Source organism: Streptomyces sp. NPDC086519 (assembly GCF_040686075.1).
GTDB classification, from domain to species: Bacteria; Actinomycetota; Actinomycetes; order Streptomycetales; family Streptomycetaceae; genus Streptomyces; species Streptomyces shenzhenensis.
This window is the reverse complement of sequence record NZ_JBFBJL010000001.1, coordinates 199104-212488: the sequence shown is the minus strand read 5'-3', so window position 1 is coordinate 212488 and position 13385 is coordinate 199104. Positions and strand designations below refer to the sequence as shown.

The 13385-nt window shown below is 70.8% G+C and carries 11 protein-coding genes and 2 tRNA genes; 12 read left to right on the top strand and 1 reads right to left on the bottom strand.

Annotated features, from left to right (window positions below; genetic code table 11):
* Positions 1-32 precede the first annotated feature (32 nt).
* From AB0P24_RS00945 to AB0P24_RS00900, 10 genes are all read left to right on the top strand, one after another.
* Positions 33-497 (top strand): TIGR02611 family protein, encoded by a 465-nt coding sequence (locus AB0P24_RS00945; protein WP_365789675.1) that lies wholly within the window; start codon positions 33-35, stop codon positions 495-497.
* A 76-nt stretch (positions 498-573) separates the two neighbouring features.
* Positions 574-645 (top strand) — tRNA-Val (locus AB0P24_RS00940).
* 812 nt (positions 646-1457) lie between these two features.
* Entirely contained in the window at positions 1458-2744 is a 1287-nt protein-coding gene (locus AB0P24_RS00935) for an extracellular solute-binding protein (RefSeq protein WP_365789673.1), read from the top strand.
* 11 nt (positions 2745-2755) lie between these two features.
* A complete protein-coding gene (locus AB0P24_RS00930; RefSeq protein WP_365789671.1) occupies positions 2756-3718 on the top strand; it encodes a sugar ABC transporter permease in 963 nt (320 codons plus the stop codon).
* Positions 3715-4611, top strand: a complete 897-nt coding sequence (locus tag AB0P24_RS00925; protein WP_365789669.1) for a carbohydrate ABC transporter permease — start codon at positions 3715-3717, stop codon at positions 4609-4611. Before AB0P24_RS00930 ends, AB0P24_RS00925 begins: the two co-directional genes overlap by 4 nt.
* Before the next feature lie 16 nt (positions 4612-4627).
* Positions 4628-5206, top strand: coding sequence for a hypothetical protein (locus AB0P24_RS00920; protein ID WP_365790150.1), 579 nt, complete (start codon positions 4628-4630; stop codon positions 5204-5206).
* Between the two features lie 108 nt (positions 5207-5314).
* Entirely contained in the window at positions 5315-8050 is a 2736-nt protein-coding gene (locus tag AB0P24_RS00915) for a Tat pathway signal sequence domain protein (protein WP_365789667.1), read from the top strand.
* Between the two features lie 122 nt (positions 8051-8172).
* Positions 8173-8619, top strand: a complete 447-nt coding sequence (locus AB0P24_RS00910) for an SRPBCC family protein (protein ID WP_365789665.1) — start codon at positions 8173-8175, stop codon at positions 8617-8619.
* Positions 8620-8658: 39 nt separating this feature from the next.
* Positions 8659-8733, top strand: a tRNA-Val gene (locus AB0P24_RS00905).
* Positions 8734-8834: 101 nt separating this feature from the next.
* Positions 8835-10604, top strand: coding sequence for a DUF2207 domain-containing protein (locus tag AB0P24_RS00900; protein WP_365789663.1), 1770 nt, complete (start codon positions 8835-8837; stop codon positions 10602-10604).
* A gap of 37 nt (positions 10605-10641) precedes the next feature.
* Here AB0P24_RS00900 and AB0P24_RS00895 read toward each other — a convergent pair whose 3' ends face one another.
* Positions 10642-11367 (bottom strand): 3'-5' exonuclease, encoded by a 726-nt coding sequence (locus AB0P24_RS00895; protein ID WP_365789661.1) that lies wholly within the window; start codon positions 11365-11367, stop codon positions 10642-10644.
* Between the two features lie 168 nt (positions 11368-11535).
* On the opposite strand from AB0P24_RS00895, the gene AB0P24_RS00890 reads away from it, so the two are divergent.
* Positions 11536-12102: a DUF4365 domain-containing protein gene (locus AB0P24_RS00890; RefSeq protein ID WP_365789658.1), complete on the top strand. Its 567-nt coding sequence runs from the start codon at positions 11536-11538 to the stop codon at positions 12100-12102.
* The gene (locus AB0P24_RS00885) at positions 12099-13325 is read left to right on the top strand and encodes a hypothetical protein (RefSeq protein ID WP_365789656.1); all 1227 of its coding nucleotides are present in this window, start codon (positions 12099-12101) and stop codon (positions 13323-13325) included. The genes AB0P24_RS00890 and AB0P24_RS00885 overlap by 4 nt, the downstream gene beginning before the upstream one ends.
* Positions 13326-13385 lie beyond the last annotated feature (60 nt).

The following is a 13385-nucleotide window of genomic DNA, read 5'->3' as shown; positions in this document are numbered from 1 at the left end:
TGACCGGAATCGCTCAGGTAGGGTTTGGTCGTATGAATACGGGGAGTAACGAACCGGGCGAGGTCGCCGTGGCCTCGGACGGGAGCGAGGTGGACGGGACGACGACGGACCGGGCACGTGACGAGCGGGGGCTCGGATCACGGGCGCCCGAGTTCATCAAGGCACGCCGGATGCTGCACCTGAGCTGGCAGGCCGGGGTTTTCGCGATCGGTCTGGCGATCGTGGCCGTGGGCATCGTCCTGCTGCCGTTGCCCGGACCGGGCTGGGTGATCATCTTCGCCGGCATGGCGGTCTGGGCGACCGAGTTCGTCTGGGCCCAGCTGGTGCTGCGCTGGACGAAGCGCAAGGTCACGGAGGCGGCCCAGAAGGCGCTCGACCCCGAGGTGCGCCGCCGTAACGTCGCGCTCACGACGATCGGCCTGGTGGTCGTGGGTGCCGGGGCCGGGATCTACCTCTCCAGGTTCGGGATCGTGATGCCCTGGAAGATCGAGGAGTGATCCGGCCGCCGGTCACAGGCCCCCGGCGACTGGTCGGGGGCACCCCCTGACATGGGGTAATGTTCTTCCTGTGCCCGGGCGATTAGCTCAGTGGGAGAGCGCTTCGTTCACACCGAAGAGGTCACTGGTTCGAACCCAGTATCGCCCACCCGGAACCACGGCCCACCTGCGAGAGAGCAGGTGGGCCGTGGTCGTTCCCGGCCCTTGGGCGGAGCCACGGCGACCACGGCCCCCTCGCGCGGCGCTGCGGTTGCGTGGAGGGCCGGAGGGGGCGGCCAGGCGGAGGCAAGGCGGCGACGCGGCTCCTTGGCGGGGGCGCCGGTACCTGAACGCGACGGGCGCGGGGCCCGCAGACGCGTGATCACCTTCGGCCGGCAGGTGGCACGGCCTGCGGTGTTCCCCGGAGACGGACGTTTCCGGACCGGGAACCGTGCCCCGGAACCGGCCTCGCTCGCCGGGCAGCACCCCGCCGCAGTGGTCGGAGGTATGCCCCGCGAGCCCACGGCTCTGCACCCTGCGAGCCCACGGCTCTGCACCCCGCGAGCCCCACGGCTCTGCACCCCCGCGAGCCTCACGCTCCGCGCCCCGGGGAGTCGCGGCGGCCGCACCTCGGACGGCCCCCGACCGCTCTCCTCCCTCCGTCGGCCGGAGCGCTCACTCGAAGCGCCCAGCGCCCAGTGCCCCGCCCGCCCCGCCGACTCGTCGAAGCCAACCCGTAACACCCGCCTCCCGCAAGCCACTTCACGTTCGACCCCCCGACCGCGCGCCCCTCACCTGCGGCGTCGCCCACCCCGTGCCTCCGCACCCTCACCGCCCCGCCCTGCCCCGCCCGCCTCGCCCACAAGAAATTCCTGTCCGAATCATTGACGCCCCACCGGCCCCTCCGTAACTTGTGCCAGCAAGCGCTTACTTGAAACGATTCATGCAGGCGTCGGCGACGCTGCGGGGAGGGGCCTGACTGTGGGAACCGGCAGGAATGTGGAGAGGCGCACCATCCTGAAGGCGGCCGGCGCATCGGCGGCCGCGCTCGGGCTCGCCGCGACGGCCGGGTGCGGCGGCGGCAGTGGTTCCGGGGACGGAACGGTGACGATCCGTTACTCGTGGTGGGGTGCGGAGGAACGCGCGCAGAAGATCAACAAGACCATCGCGCTCTTCGAGAAGAAGTACCCGAAGATCAAGGTCAAGACCGACTTTCAGACGTATGCGTCCTTCTGGGAGAAGTTCCAGACGCAGGCCGCCGGCGGAAATCCCCCGGACGTTTTCCAAAACGCCGTCACCTTTCTCCGGAAGTACGACAAGCGAGGAATTCTCCTCGACCTCACGTCTCAGGTTCAGGCGGGAAATCTGAGCCTGGATCACTTCCGGGCCGGGGTGACGAAGGTCGGCCAGGTCGACGGGAAGCAGCTGGGAATCCCCGTCGGCTCCAACACCATGGCGCTGGTCATCGACAAGAAGGTCTTCGAGAAAGCCGGCGTCGAGCCGCACGCGGGCTGGACCTGGGACGACTACTTCAAGGCCCTGAAGACCATCCACGACAGGACGAAGGTCGCCGGGGACACCGGCTACTTCAGCATCATGTACCTGTACGACCTCTACCTCCGCCAGAACGGCAAGGCGTTCTACACCGACGACGGACTCGGTTTCGACAAGGCCGACCTGACGGAGTGGTGGGCCGACGGCTACAACCGGGTCAAGGCCGGCATCGTCACCGACCCGAAGGTCGTGGCCCAGGACTTCCCCAAGTCCTCCCTCTCCGCGGGCCACGGCGCCTCGGAGTTCACCTGGGACAACTTCACCGTCCGCTACTCCGCCGAGGGCAACAGCACCTACGGACTCGCCCCGATCCCGACCATGGACGGCAAGCACACCGGGCAGTACCTCGCCTCCCTGATGCTGAGCGCCTCCGCCCGCACCGCCCACCCCAAGGAAGTCGCCCAGTTCATCGACTTCATGGTCCACGACCCCGAGGTCGGCAAGATCATGGGCTACGACCGGGGCATCCTCGCGAGCACCGAGCAGTACTCGGCGTACCAGCCGACGGACGCGGTGAACAAGGAGATCGCGCAGTACGAGGACGACACCGCCAAGGCCGGTGTCCTGGGCACGATCACCCCGCACCCCTCCGGTGCCGACACCATCGAGGCCGCCTTCCTGCGCATCGGCGGCGACCTCGGCCAGGGCAAGACCAAGGTCGCGGACGCGGTGAAGCAGTTCTTCACCGAGTCCGAGGCCGCCTTCCAGGCCTGATGGGACCCGCCGTGACGCTCGTCAAGGACTCCCCGCCCGCTGCCCGCAAGCCGCGCTCGGCCGCCTCCGCCACCACGGGGCGGCGGCCGGGCCGCCGGCGCGAGAACCTCGCCGGCTACCTCTTCATGTCCCCGTGGATCGCGGGCTTCCTGCTGCTGACCGCGGGCCCGATGGCCGCCTCGCTCTACTTCGCGTTCACCGACTACAACCTCTTCAACACCCCGAGGTGGGTCGGGTTCGACAACTTCACCAAGATGTTCGACGACCCCCGCTGGCAGAAGTCGGTGGAGGTGACCGCGAAGTACGTGGTCATCGGCACTCCGCTGAAGCTGCTGCTCGCCCTCGGGGTGGCGATGCTCCTCGCCCAGAGCCGGCGTGGCCAGGCCTTCTACCGGGCCGCCTTCTACGCCCCCTCGCTCATCGGTGCGAGCGTCTCGGTCGGCTTCGTCTGGCGGTCGCTGTTCTCCGACGGCGCGATCGTGGACCGCACCCAGACCCTCTTCGGCTGGCACGTCGGCGGCTGGGTCGGCAACGCCGACTGGGTGCTGTACTGCCTGGTCGCACTGACCGTCTGGCAGTTCGGCGCGCCCATGGTCATCTTCCTGGCGGGATTGAAGCAGGTGCCGAGGGAGCTCTACGAGGCGGCCGAGATGGACGGCGCCGGGCCGCTGCGCAGGTTCTGGAACATCACCCTGCCGATGATCTCCCCGGTGCTGTTCTTCAACGTGCTGCTGGAGACCATCCACTCCTTCCAGATCTTCGGCTCGGCCTACGTCGTCTCCAACAGCACCTGCGGACCGGCCGACGCCACCCTCGTCTACACCTGCTACCTGTACGAGCAGGGCTTCAAGAACGCCCAGATGGGCTTCGCCGCCGCGATGGCCTGGATGCTGCTGCTGGCCGTGGCCCTGGTGACGGCCGTCCTCTTCTGGTCCCAGAAGAAGTGGGTGCACTACGAGGAGGACGCCCGATGAGCGCGACCACCACCGAGCCGACGCCCGCGACCAGGGCCGAGCAGCCCTTGCTGAGCCGCCGCCGGACCGGATCCCTCGGCTGGCATCTGGGCGCCCTGCTGATCCTCGCGGTCATCCTCTACCCGGTGGTCTGGGTGATCGGCGCCTCGTTCAAGCCCAGCAAGGACATCATCAACAGCCTCCAGCTGTTGCCGTCCCACCCGATCCTTTCCAACTTCAAGGGCCTCGCCGACGGCATAGCGGACATCAGCATCTGGACGTTCTTCCAGAACTCCCTCTTCTACGCCGTCGGCGCCGTCGTCGGCGTGCTGATCTCCTGTTCGCTCACCGCCTACGCCTTCGCCCGCATCCGGTTCGCCGGCCGCAACCTGCTCTTCTCCCTGATGATCGGCACCCTGCTGCTGCCCTACCACGTGCTGCTGATCCCGCAGTACGTGATGTTCCAGAAGCTGGGCTGGATCAACACCTACACCCCGCTGCTGATCGGGAAGTACCTCGCCACCGAGGCGTTCTTCGTCTTCCTGATGGTGCAGTTCATGCGGAACCTGCCCCGGGAGCTCGACGAGGCGGCCCGGCTCGACGGCTGCGGGCACTTCCGCATCTACTGGTCGATCGTGCTGCCGCTGTGCCGGCCGGCCCTGATCACCAGCGCGATCTTCACCTTCATCAACGCCTGGAACGACTTCATGGGCCCGCTGATCTACCTCAACGAGCCCGGCAAGTACACGGTCTCGCTGGGCCTGATGATGTTCCGTGACTCCGACGGCGTGGCGGCCAACTACGGCGGGATGATCGCCATGTCGCTGGTCGCGCTGCTGCCCGTGCTGCTGTTCTTCCTCGCCTTCCAGCGCTATCTGATCGACGGAATGGCGACCTCCGGACTGAAGGGCTGATGACGTCGTGGCCGACCTGCGCGCAAAGCCTTCCGTCTTCTCCGAGAGGTTCGGCGTCTTCGCCGAGTGTCTGCTCACCGGCGTGTGGATCGCCGTCGCCTCCCTGGGAGTCGTCACCTGTCCGGCCGCCTTCGCCGCCGGCGCCCGGCACCTGCGCCGCCGTACCGGTCAGGTGGGCGGCGGCTGGCGGGAGTTCGTGAGCGACTTCTGGGCCGCTCTGCCCGGCGGGTGGGCCGTCGGGCTCGCCGGCTGGGGCGCGGTCGCCGCCGCCTGGGTGGACGTCCAGGCCGTGCGGGCCGGGCTGCCCGGGGGACCGTTCGTCGGGGCCGTGGGGCTGTTCGCGGTGATCGGTCTCGCGGTCGCGGGACTGCGGGCGGCGGCCGTCTGGGCGCCCGGCGACCGCTGGCGCACCCTGCTCGCGGCGGCCGGCCGGCGTACCGTCCTCGACCCCGGTGGATCCTTCCTGCTGGTCGGGGGAGCGGTTCTCGTCGTCTGTTCCGCTCTGCTCATCGCGCCGCTGGCGGTGCCCGTGCTGGGCGCCCTCGCGGCGGCGGCCGTCGCCGTGGAGGAGCGTCACCGGCGCCGCCACGGCTGACCGGCCCGGCATCAGGGTCGGCGCCCCGGCGCCGCGCCTCTCTCTGTCATGCCCCTGACTATCCCGTCCATGACCGTCCCCGCACTCGCACGGAAAGGAAAGGCGGACATGTCTCCCATTCCCCGCAGGTCCCTCCTCAAGGCGGCCGCCGCCGCCGGCGCCGCCGCCCAGTTCAGCTGGGCGCTGGGCGCCAAGGACGCGCAGGCCGCGCCCGGGGCCGAGGCCGCCGACGCGGACCCGGTGACCCTGGACTGGCTGGAGGACGGCGGCCTGGGCGCCGCGCCCGGCTCGACCGTCGGCGTGCCCTGGCCGATGGGCGCGTTCCAGGAGGACCAGCCCTTCGCGCTGACCGACGCGGACGGCAAGGCCGTGGCCGTCCAGTCCTGGCCGATCGCCTACTGGCCCGACGGCTCCCTCAAGTGGACCGCCCACGCGGTCAGTTCCGGCAACGGCAAGCTCACCCTCGCGGCAGGCGAACCGGCCGCCCCCGCTCAGCAGGTCACCGTCGACAGGAGCGGCGGCACGATCGACGTGTCCACCGGTGTGATCACCGTGAGGATCGGCAAGAACGGCTCGACGATCGTCAGGTCCGTCACCCGGGGCTCCACCGAGATCGCCAGGAACGGGCGGCTGGTCCTCGTCCGCCAGCCCGAGATCGAGGACGAGGACCAGGGCACGGTCAGGACCGAGTGCTTCGACGGCGCGATCGACTCCGTCACCGTGGAGCAGGACGGCCCCGTCCGGGCCGTCGTCCGCGTCGACGGCAAGCACCGCAGGGGCAGCCGAAGTTGGCTGCCGTTCTCGATCCGCCTCTACTTCTACGCGGGCGCCGACTCCTTCCGGATGGTCCACACCATCACCTACGACGGCACCCAGGAACCGGGCAAGGCGAGCGGCGACTTCGTCCGCGGGCTGGGCGTGCGCTTCACCGTGCCGATGCGCGACGAGGCGTACGACCGGCATGTGCGGATCGGCGGCGAGGGAACGGGCCTGCTGCGAGAGGCCGTTCAGGGCATCACGGGCCTGCGCCGCGACCCGGGCGCGGCCGTCCAGGCGGCCCAGTACGCGGGGCAGAAGCTCCCCGACCCCGCCACCTGGGACCAGCGCGTCACCACCCGCCTCCAGTACATCCCGCACTGGGGCGACTACACCCTCGCCCAGCTCTCCGCCGACGGCTTCACCCTGCGCAAGCGCACCAAGAAGGGGTACGGCTGGATCGCGGCCGGCGGCGGCAAGCGGGCCTCCGGGTTCGGTTACGTCGGCGGGGCGAGCGGCGGATTCTCCTTCGGCCTGCGCGACTTCTGGGAGAAGTTCCCGGCACAGCTCGACATCCGCGACGCCCACACCGACGCGGCCGAGGTCACCCTCTGGCTCTGGTCGCCCGAGGCCCAGCCGATGGACCTGCGCTTCTACCACGACGGCATGGGCCAGGACACCTACGCCGAGCAGCTCGAAGGCCTCAACATCACCTACGAGGACTACGAGCCCGAGTTCGGCACGCCGTACGGCATCGCCCGTACCTCCGAACTCCTCTTCTGGGCCAACGAGTCGACCCCTTCGGCTCAGGCGCTGGCCGAACAGGTCGCGGCCGTACGGACGCTGCCGCAGCTCACCGCCCCGCCCGGACAGCTCATCAAGGCCAAGGTCTTCGGCCCCGGCCTCTACTCCGAGCCCGACCGCTCCACCGCCGCCAAGGCGAAGATCGAGGACCACCTCGACTTCCTCTTCACCTACTACAAGGACCAGGTGGAGCAACGCCGTTGGTACGGCTTCTGGGACTACGGCGACTTCATGCACACCTATGACGCCGTGCGCCACCAGTGGCGGTACGACATCGGCGGCTACGCCTGGGACAACTCCGAGCTCTCGCCCGACCTGTGGCTCTGGTACGCGTACCTGAGAAGCGGCCGCGCGGACATCTTCCGGTTCGCCGAGGCGCTCACCCGGCACACCGGCGAGGTCGACGTCTACCACCTCGGCCAGTGGGCCGGCCTAGGCACCCGGCACGGCGTCCAGCACTACGCGGACAGCGCCAAACAACAGCGCATCTCCAACACCACCTACCGGCGCTTCTACTACTTCCTCACCGCCGACGAACGCGTCGGCGACCTCATGGCCGCCAACGTCGACTCCGACGAGACCTTCCTCGTCCTGGACCCGCAGCGCAAGGTCCGCACCGATCCCTACACCCCTGACCGGCACGCCCTCTCCATCGGCTTCGGCACCGACTGGAGCGGCCTGGTCTCGGCCTGGCTGACCGAGTGGGAGCGCAAGGGCCCGAAGTGGGAGAAGGCCAAGGCCCGCGTCCTGTCGACCATGGAGGGCATCGCCGCCCAGCCCAACGGCTTCGTCCAGGGCAGCGGCCTCTACGACCTCGACACCGGCAGGTTCGCGACCGCCACCACCGCGGTGGTCTCCGTCTCCCACCTCTCGGCGGTCTTCGGCCTCAACGAACTCTGCGCCGAACTCATCTACCTGATCGACATGCCGAAGTTCAACGAGGCGTACTTCGACTACTGCCGCTACTTCAACGCCACCAAGGCGGAGCAGGCGGCCCGCTACGGCTCGAACTTCGGCACCCTGCTGCTCTTCCAGGGCCACTCGCGCCTCGACGCGTACGCCGCCGTGCAGACCGGCGACGCGACGCTCGCCCAGCGCGCGTGGACGAAGTTCTACGGCTCCGACGGCTACACGGAGTCCTCACCGTGGAAGACCGAGCCGCTCTCCGGCCCGGTCACGCTGGTCGCGGGCAGCGAGGCGAGCTGGGTGTCCTCCAACGACACCGCGCTGTACGGGCTCGCGGCCATCGAGAACCTGGCGCTGCTCGGCGACAAGATGCCCTGACGGAAAACCGGGGGAGCGCCGTCACACGGGCGGCGGCGCTCGTACCGTCGAGTGTGGTCCAGGTCACGTGCGGCGGCCATGAGTACGCGTACTCAGACCGCCCGCCCGGGAAGACTCCGCCCATGGACTGGACCCACTACCGTTTCCGCAGCCTGTGGCCCCTGCCGGTGCCCCGCACCGTCGTCTACGCCGCGCTGGAGCGGGTCGAGGACTATCCGCGCTGGTGGCCGCAGGTGCGCTCGGTGAGCCGGCTGAGCGACACCACCGGCGTCCTCACCATCCGCTCGGCCCTGCCGTACGACCTCACGTTCACCGCGCGTGAGACACGACGCGACCCGGACGCGGGGGTCCTGGAGGTCGCGATGACCGGTGACATCGAGGGCTGGTCCCGCTGGACGGTCACCACCACCGGCACCGGCACCCTCGCCCGCTACGACCAGGTCGTCGACGTGCACAAACCGCTGCTGCGCCGACTCGCCGTCCCCGGACGGCCGTTCTTCCGTGTCAATCACCGGCTGATGATGCGGGCGGGGCGGCGCGGACTGCTCAGGCACCTCCGAGCGGTTTGAACGAGACCCGCCGGTACCTGTATCGTTCTCTGCGTTCCCGGGCGATTAGCTCAGTGGGAGAGCGCTTCGTTCACACCGAAGAGGTCACTGGTTCGAACCCAGTATCGCCCACCACCGGGAAGGCCGGTCTGCCTGTGCAGACCGGCTTCTTTGCGTCTGAGGGGGGCTCAGTGAGCAAGGAGAAGGACAGGCCACGGCGGCGGAGAAGGGCTTCCGTGAGCCGGCGCAGGGTGTGGGCGCTCGGCGTCGTCGTCGGTGTGCTGGTGGTGCTCGGCGGGATCGCCGCCGGTACCCAGGCTCTGGCGAACAAGGAGCGCGTCACCTCGATGTGGGTGGGCGCCGTGATCCGGGCGGACGGGAGCGCCCGGATCACCGAGGTCGTCGACTACGACTTCGGGCACTCGGGAGACACCCACGGCATCTACCGCGACGTGCCGGACGCGGACTTCTACGACAACGTCCGCGCCACCATGGACGGCCACAAGGTCCCCTACGAGAGCGGCATCGGCGACGCCTACCGCGACGAGAGCGGCAGGTCCTCCTACGCCGAGCGCCTCAAGGTGGGCGACCCCGGCCACACGGTCGGCGGCATCCACCGGTACCTGATCCAGTACACGCTCCCCGACGTGGTGAAGGGCCACAAGCTCGCCTGGGACGCCGTCGGCACCGGGTGGAAAGTCGACCGGGCCGACGTGGAGATCCACGTCGTGGACGCGTACGGGTTCACCGGCGTGCGCTGCGAGCACGGCAGCTGGGACGCCGGGAAGCCCTGCACGGCCGGCCAGAGCGAACCGGGGCACCTCGTCATCAGGCTCGACAGGCTGACCGGCCACGAGGGCGTCACCCTGTACGCCACCGCGGGGAAGACCAAGGCGGCCGGCAAGCCGGTCCTGCCCGCGGCGCCCTCCGGCCCGGCCGTCGGCACGACCCTCCCGCACCCGATGCGCACCGGCGGACTCTTCCTCGCCGCCGCGCTCGCCGCCGTCGCGCTGACCGTCCTCGTCCTGCGGTTCCTCGGGCGGGACCGGCTGGCGGAGGACGGCGGCCGGGAGCGCGGCGTCGCGGTCGAGCGGCTCCGCCGCACGGTCGCCCCGTCCGCCGCCCCGCCCGACGAGCTGACCCCGGCGCAGGGCGGCATCCTGCTCACCGAGACCGTCGAGGACCGGCACCGGGTGGCGTGGCTGCTCACCGCCGCGGCGGACGGCCATCTGAGCATCGGGGGCGACCACAGGCGCCCGGTCCTGAGACGGCGCGAGCGCGCGGGAGAGCCGGTCGACCGGGAGGTCAAGGACATCCTCGGCACGATGTTCGGCGGCCGCGACAGCCTCACCCTCGGCATGCGGGACGCCCTGTTCAGGTCGGGCTGGCAGAGCCTGGCGACCCGGCTGCACAACTGGTGTACGGGCAGCGACCTGTGGGACTTCGACGCCGCGTGCCGTGCGGAGACGGCGGGGAAAGCCGGTGCGTTCTCGGCGCTGGCCGGCTTCGTGCTCGTGATCACCGGTGGCGTCCTCACCGGCCGCCGCATCGCCGCCGGGTGGCCCGTCGTGGTGGCGGCGGCCGTCGTCTCGGGCATCGGCCTCACGCTCGCCGCCTGCGGATGGGAACTGGACCGGCGCACCGCGCGCGGCACCGCTCTGTGGCTTCGAGTGGAGGCCTTCCGGCGCTATCTGGCCGATCCCGGCACCGTCCCCGGCGAACTGCCCACCGGACGGCAGGCGGACCTGTACACGGCCTGGGCCGTGGCCCTCGGCGTCGAGTCCGCCTGGGAGGAGGCCGTCGGCGCCTCGGCGGCGGCACCGGGCCGGCGCACCGCGCCGCGCCCCCTCGACCGCGCCGACCTGCTGCTCGCCGCCATGATCGTCTCCAGCTCCAGTCCGCCCTCCAGCTCAGGCGGTTCCGGAAGGTCGGGCGGTTCCGGCGGCGGTTCCTCCTTCGGCGGTGTCGGGGGCGGCGCCGGTGGCGGAGGCGGCGGTTCCTGGTGAAGTGACAGGCGGGGCACCGGTGTCGGCGCCCCGCCCCTCACGCCGCCGTCGGCAGTTCCGGCCGCAGCGGCCAGTACGTGTTCACCGTCTCCGCTGTGCCGCTGCGGGTGAACCACGCCTGGAGGCCACGCGCCTGTGCCGCGTGCCAGGTCGTCTGCAGGCTGTGCAGCTCGGCCGGGGTCAGGCGCTCCAGGCGGGGCGCGAAACGGCGGCCCAGCGCCCGTACCACCTCCAGGGAGGCGAGCGCGTCCGCGCCCGCGTCGTGCGCGCCGTCGAGAGTGACCTCGTAGTGCGCGCACAGGTCGGTCAGGGTGCGGCGGCCCTTGCGGTAGCGGTCCAGATGCTTGTCCAGGACCCGGGGATCGAGGACGAGCAGGGGGCTCGCCTCGAACCAGCGGTCCAGCGAGGACGCCCGATGTCGGCGCAACTCGCGGTCCAGCAGGGTCAGATCGAACGGCGCGTTCATCACCACCAGCGGGCGGTACAGCGCCGCGTGCTCGGCCAGTTCCTCGGCTATCTCGTACATCACCGGCGCCGGCCAGCGGCCGTTGCGCTGCAGGTGTTCTTCCGTCAGCCCGTGCACCGCCGTCGCCGCTTCCGGCACCGGCACGCCCGGGTTGACCAGCCAGCGGGTCACCCGGGGCCGGGTGCCCGGGGCGTCCTGGACGACGACCGCGGCGGACACGATGCGGTCGGTCTCCACGTCCACGCCCGTGGTCTCCGTGTCGAAGGCCGCCAAGGGCCCCTCGTACCAGCACGTCATGCCAATACAACTCCTTGTTCACCCACGGCAGGTGACGTTCCGTCTTCTGCCTGTTTGGTGATACCCGGGCCGTTTGCGGCGTACGCCGGAAGGACACAACAGGAGTGCGGGTCTTTGCAGTTCAGCGGCCCGCCACGGGGAAACTCCTGGCTGGGAAGGCTGTTGGTCATGGCGATAGCGCAGCCCGAGCGGGGCGGGCTGCTGCCCGAACGCACGGGCCCCCATCGCGGCACACTCGCCACCACCGCCTGCATGGAGACACTGCAGGTGGGCTATCTGCACGCCGTCGCGGCGGCGGCCGGCTGCTCGCTGTCGCAGCCGTTCCCGGACAACGGCATCGACTGGCACGTCAGCCACGGCTCGCCCGGTCACACCGTCGACGACGAGGTGACGATAAAGGTGCAGCTCAAGTGCACCTACCAGATCGCACCGAACCCGCCGGGACGTTTCTTCTCCTTCACGCTGGACAACGACCACCTGCGCAAGCTCGCCCGCTCGCCGGTGTCGGTGCACAAGATCCTGGTGGTGATGCTGGTACCGCGCTCCCAGGACGACTGGCTGCGCGCCAGCCACGACCGGCTCGATCTGCGCCACTGCTGCTACTGGGTCAACCTGGCAGGGCATCCGGTCACCGGCCGGCACCGGACCACCGTGCGGGTGCCGACCTCGCGCATCTTCGACGACCGGGCGCTGTGCGAGATCATGACGCGGGTCGGGACGGGAGGCAGACCATGAGGCACCGTCCGTACGAGGAGCAGCTGCGGGAGGTCCGGCCGCATCCCGACGACCCGCACTGGAGCCGTCCGCCCGAGCCCGCCGACGTGGACCCCGTCGTGCTCGGCGCACTGCTGCGCCGGCACGGCTGGCAGCGGCGCGGGGGAGCCCCGGGACGCTACGGCCGCTGGACCCCACCCGGGCCGGGCAGCACCGGCACCAGCCTGCTGGTACCCGAGAGCCGCGCCTTCCCGGACAGTGACGATCTGCTCGGGGAGGCGCTGACGGCTCTCGTACGCAGCGGTACGCCCGCCGCGCGCGCGGTGCTGGTGGGGCTCGCCGTGCCCAGTGACGAGATCCGCTGGTGGCGGGACGTGCCCAGCGGGCCGGCGGACGCCGCGTCCTGGACGGCCGAGGAGCAGCTGCGCGCCGCCGCCCGCGGGACCCTGCTGGCGGGCGCGCTCGCCACCCGCGCGCGTGCGGGTTACTACGGCGCCCGGCACAAGCGCGCGGCCGCCGCCCTGCTGGAGTCCGTCCTCGTCGGCTCCGCGGAGGGCGGGCGCGGTCTGACCGCCTTCGTGCCCGTCGGCACCGGCCGGCCCCTGGCCATACGCCTCCACCAGGCCCTGTACGCCGCCCGCGAGGCCATCGACTACCAGCGGGCCACCGGCGGCATGGACGCCTTCGACGGAGCCGTCGAGGCGGGCGTCAGCCGGGAACTGACCGACGCCCTCGTCATGCTCGTGCGCGGCACCGAAGGCGCCCGGATCTCCGTCGAGTGGGCGCCGGGCGCCGGCGCCCCCGACGACTGCGCGGCCACCAGCGAGCCCGTCGAGTTCTCACCCGGGGACCTGCCCGTGCTGCGCGAGGCAGGCGCCCGTTATCTGCGCGACGAACCCTCGGTCGCGGTCCGGGTCACCGGCGCCGTGGTGCGGATGCGCCGCTCGGAGCCGCGCGGCGAGGGCGCGGTACGGCTGCGGGTGATCGCCGGCGCCGAGGTGCCGTACCTCCGGGTCACGCTCGACGAGGAGGACTACCGGATCGCCGGGCAGGCCCACCTCGTGGGGCTCCCGGTGCGGGTGCACGGGCGGCTGGAGAGCCGGGGCGGCTTCCGGCGGCTGTCCGGCGCCTCCGGGGTCGTACCGGTGCAGGTGGACGAGTCCGACCGGGACCGGCTGCTGAAGTCCCTCCAGGAGAACCTCGACTTCTTCGAGGAGGCGTGCGGAGGGGACGACTGCGACTGACGGGCCACTGTCGGTAACCGTTTCGCGGTCGGTGGGGCCGGGTCGGTACGATCCGGTATT

Excerpts from the sequence above, each read along its gene's own strand:
- AB0P24_RS00895 (WP_365789661.1), bottom strand. The coding sequence starts at position 11,367 with ATGACGTGCTGGTACGAGGGGCCCTTGGCGGCCTTCGACACGGAGACC.
- AB0P24_RS00890 (WP_365789658.1), top strand. The coding sequence starts at position 11,536 with ATGGCGATAGCGCAGCCCGAGCGGGGCGGGCTGCTGCCCGAACGCACG.
- AB0P24_RS00945 (WP_365789675.1), top strand. The coding sequence starts at position 33 with ATGAATACGGGGAGTAACGAACCGGGCGAGGTCGCCGTGGCCTCGGAC.
- AB0P24_RS00915 (WP_365789667.1), top strand. The coding sequence starts at position 5,315 with ATGTCTCCCATTCCCCGCAGGTCCCTCCTCAAGGCGGCCGCCGCCGCC.
- AB0P24_RS00910 (WP_365789665.1), top strand. The coding sequence starts at position 8,173 with ATGGACTGGACCCACTACCGTTTCCGCAGCCTGTGGCCCCTGCCGGTG.
- AB0P24_RS00925 (WP_365789669.1), top strand. The coding sequence starts at position 3,715 with ATGAGCGCGACCACCACCGAGCCGACGCCCGCGACCAGGGCCGAGCAG.
- AB0P24_RS00885 (WP_365789656.1), top strand. The coding sequence starts at position 12,099 with ATGAGGCACCGTCCGTACGAGGAGCAGCTGCGGGAGGTCCGGCCGCAT.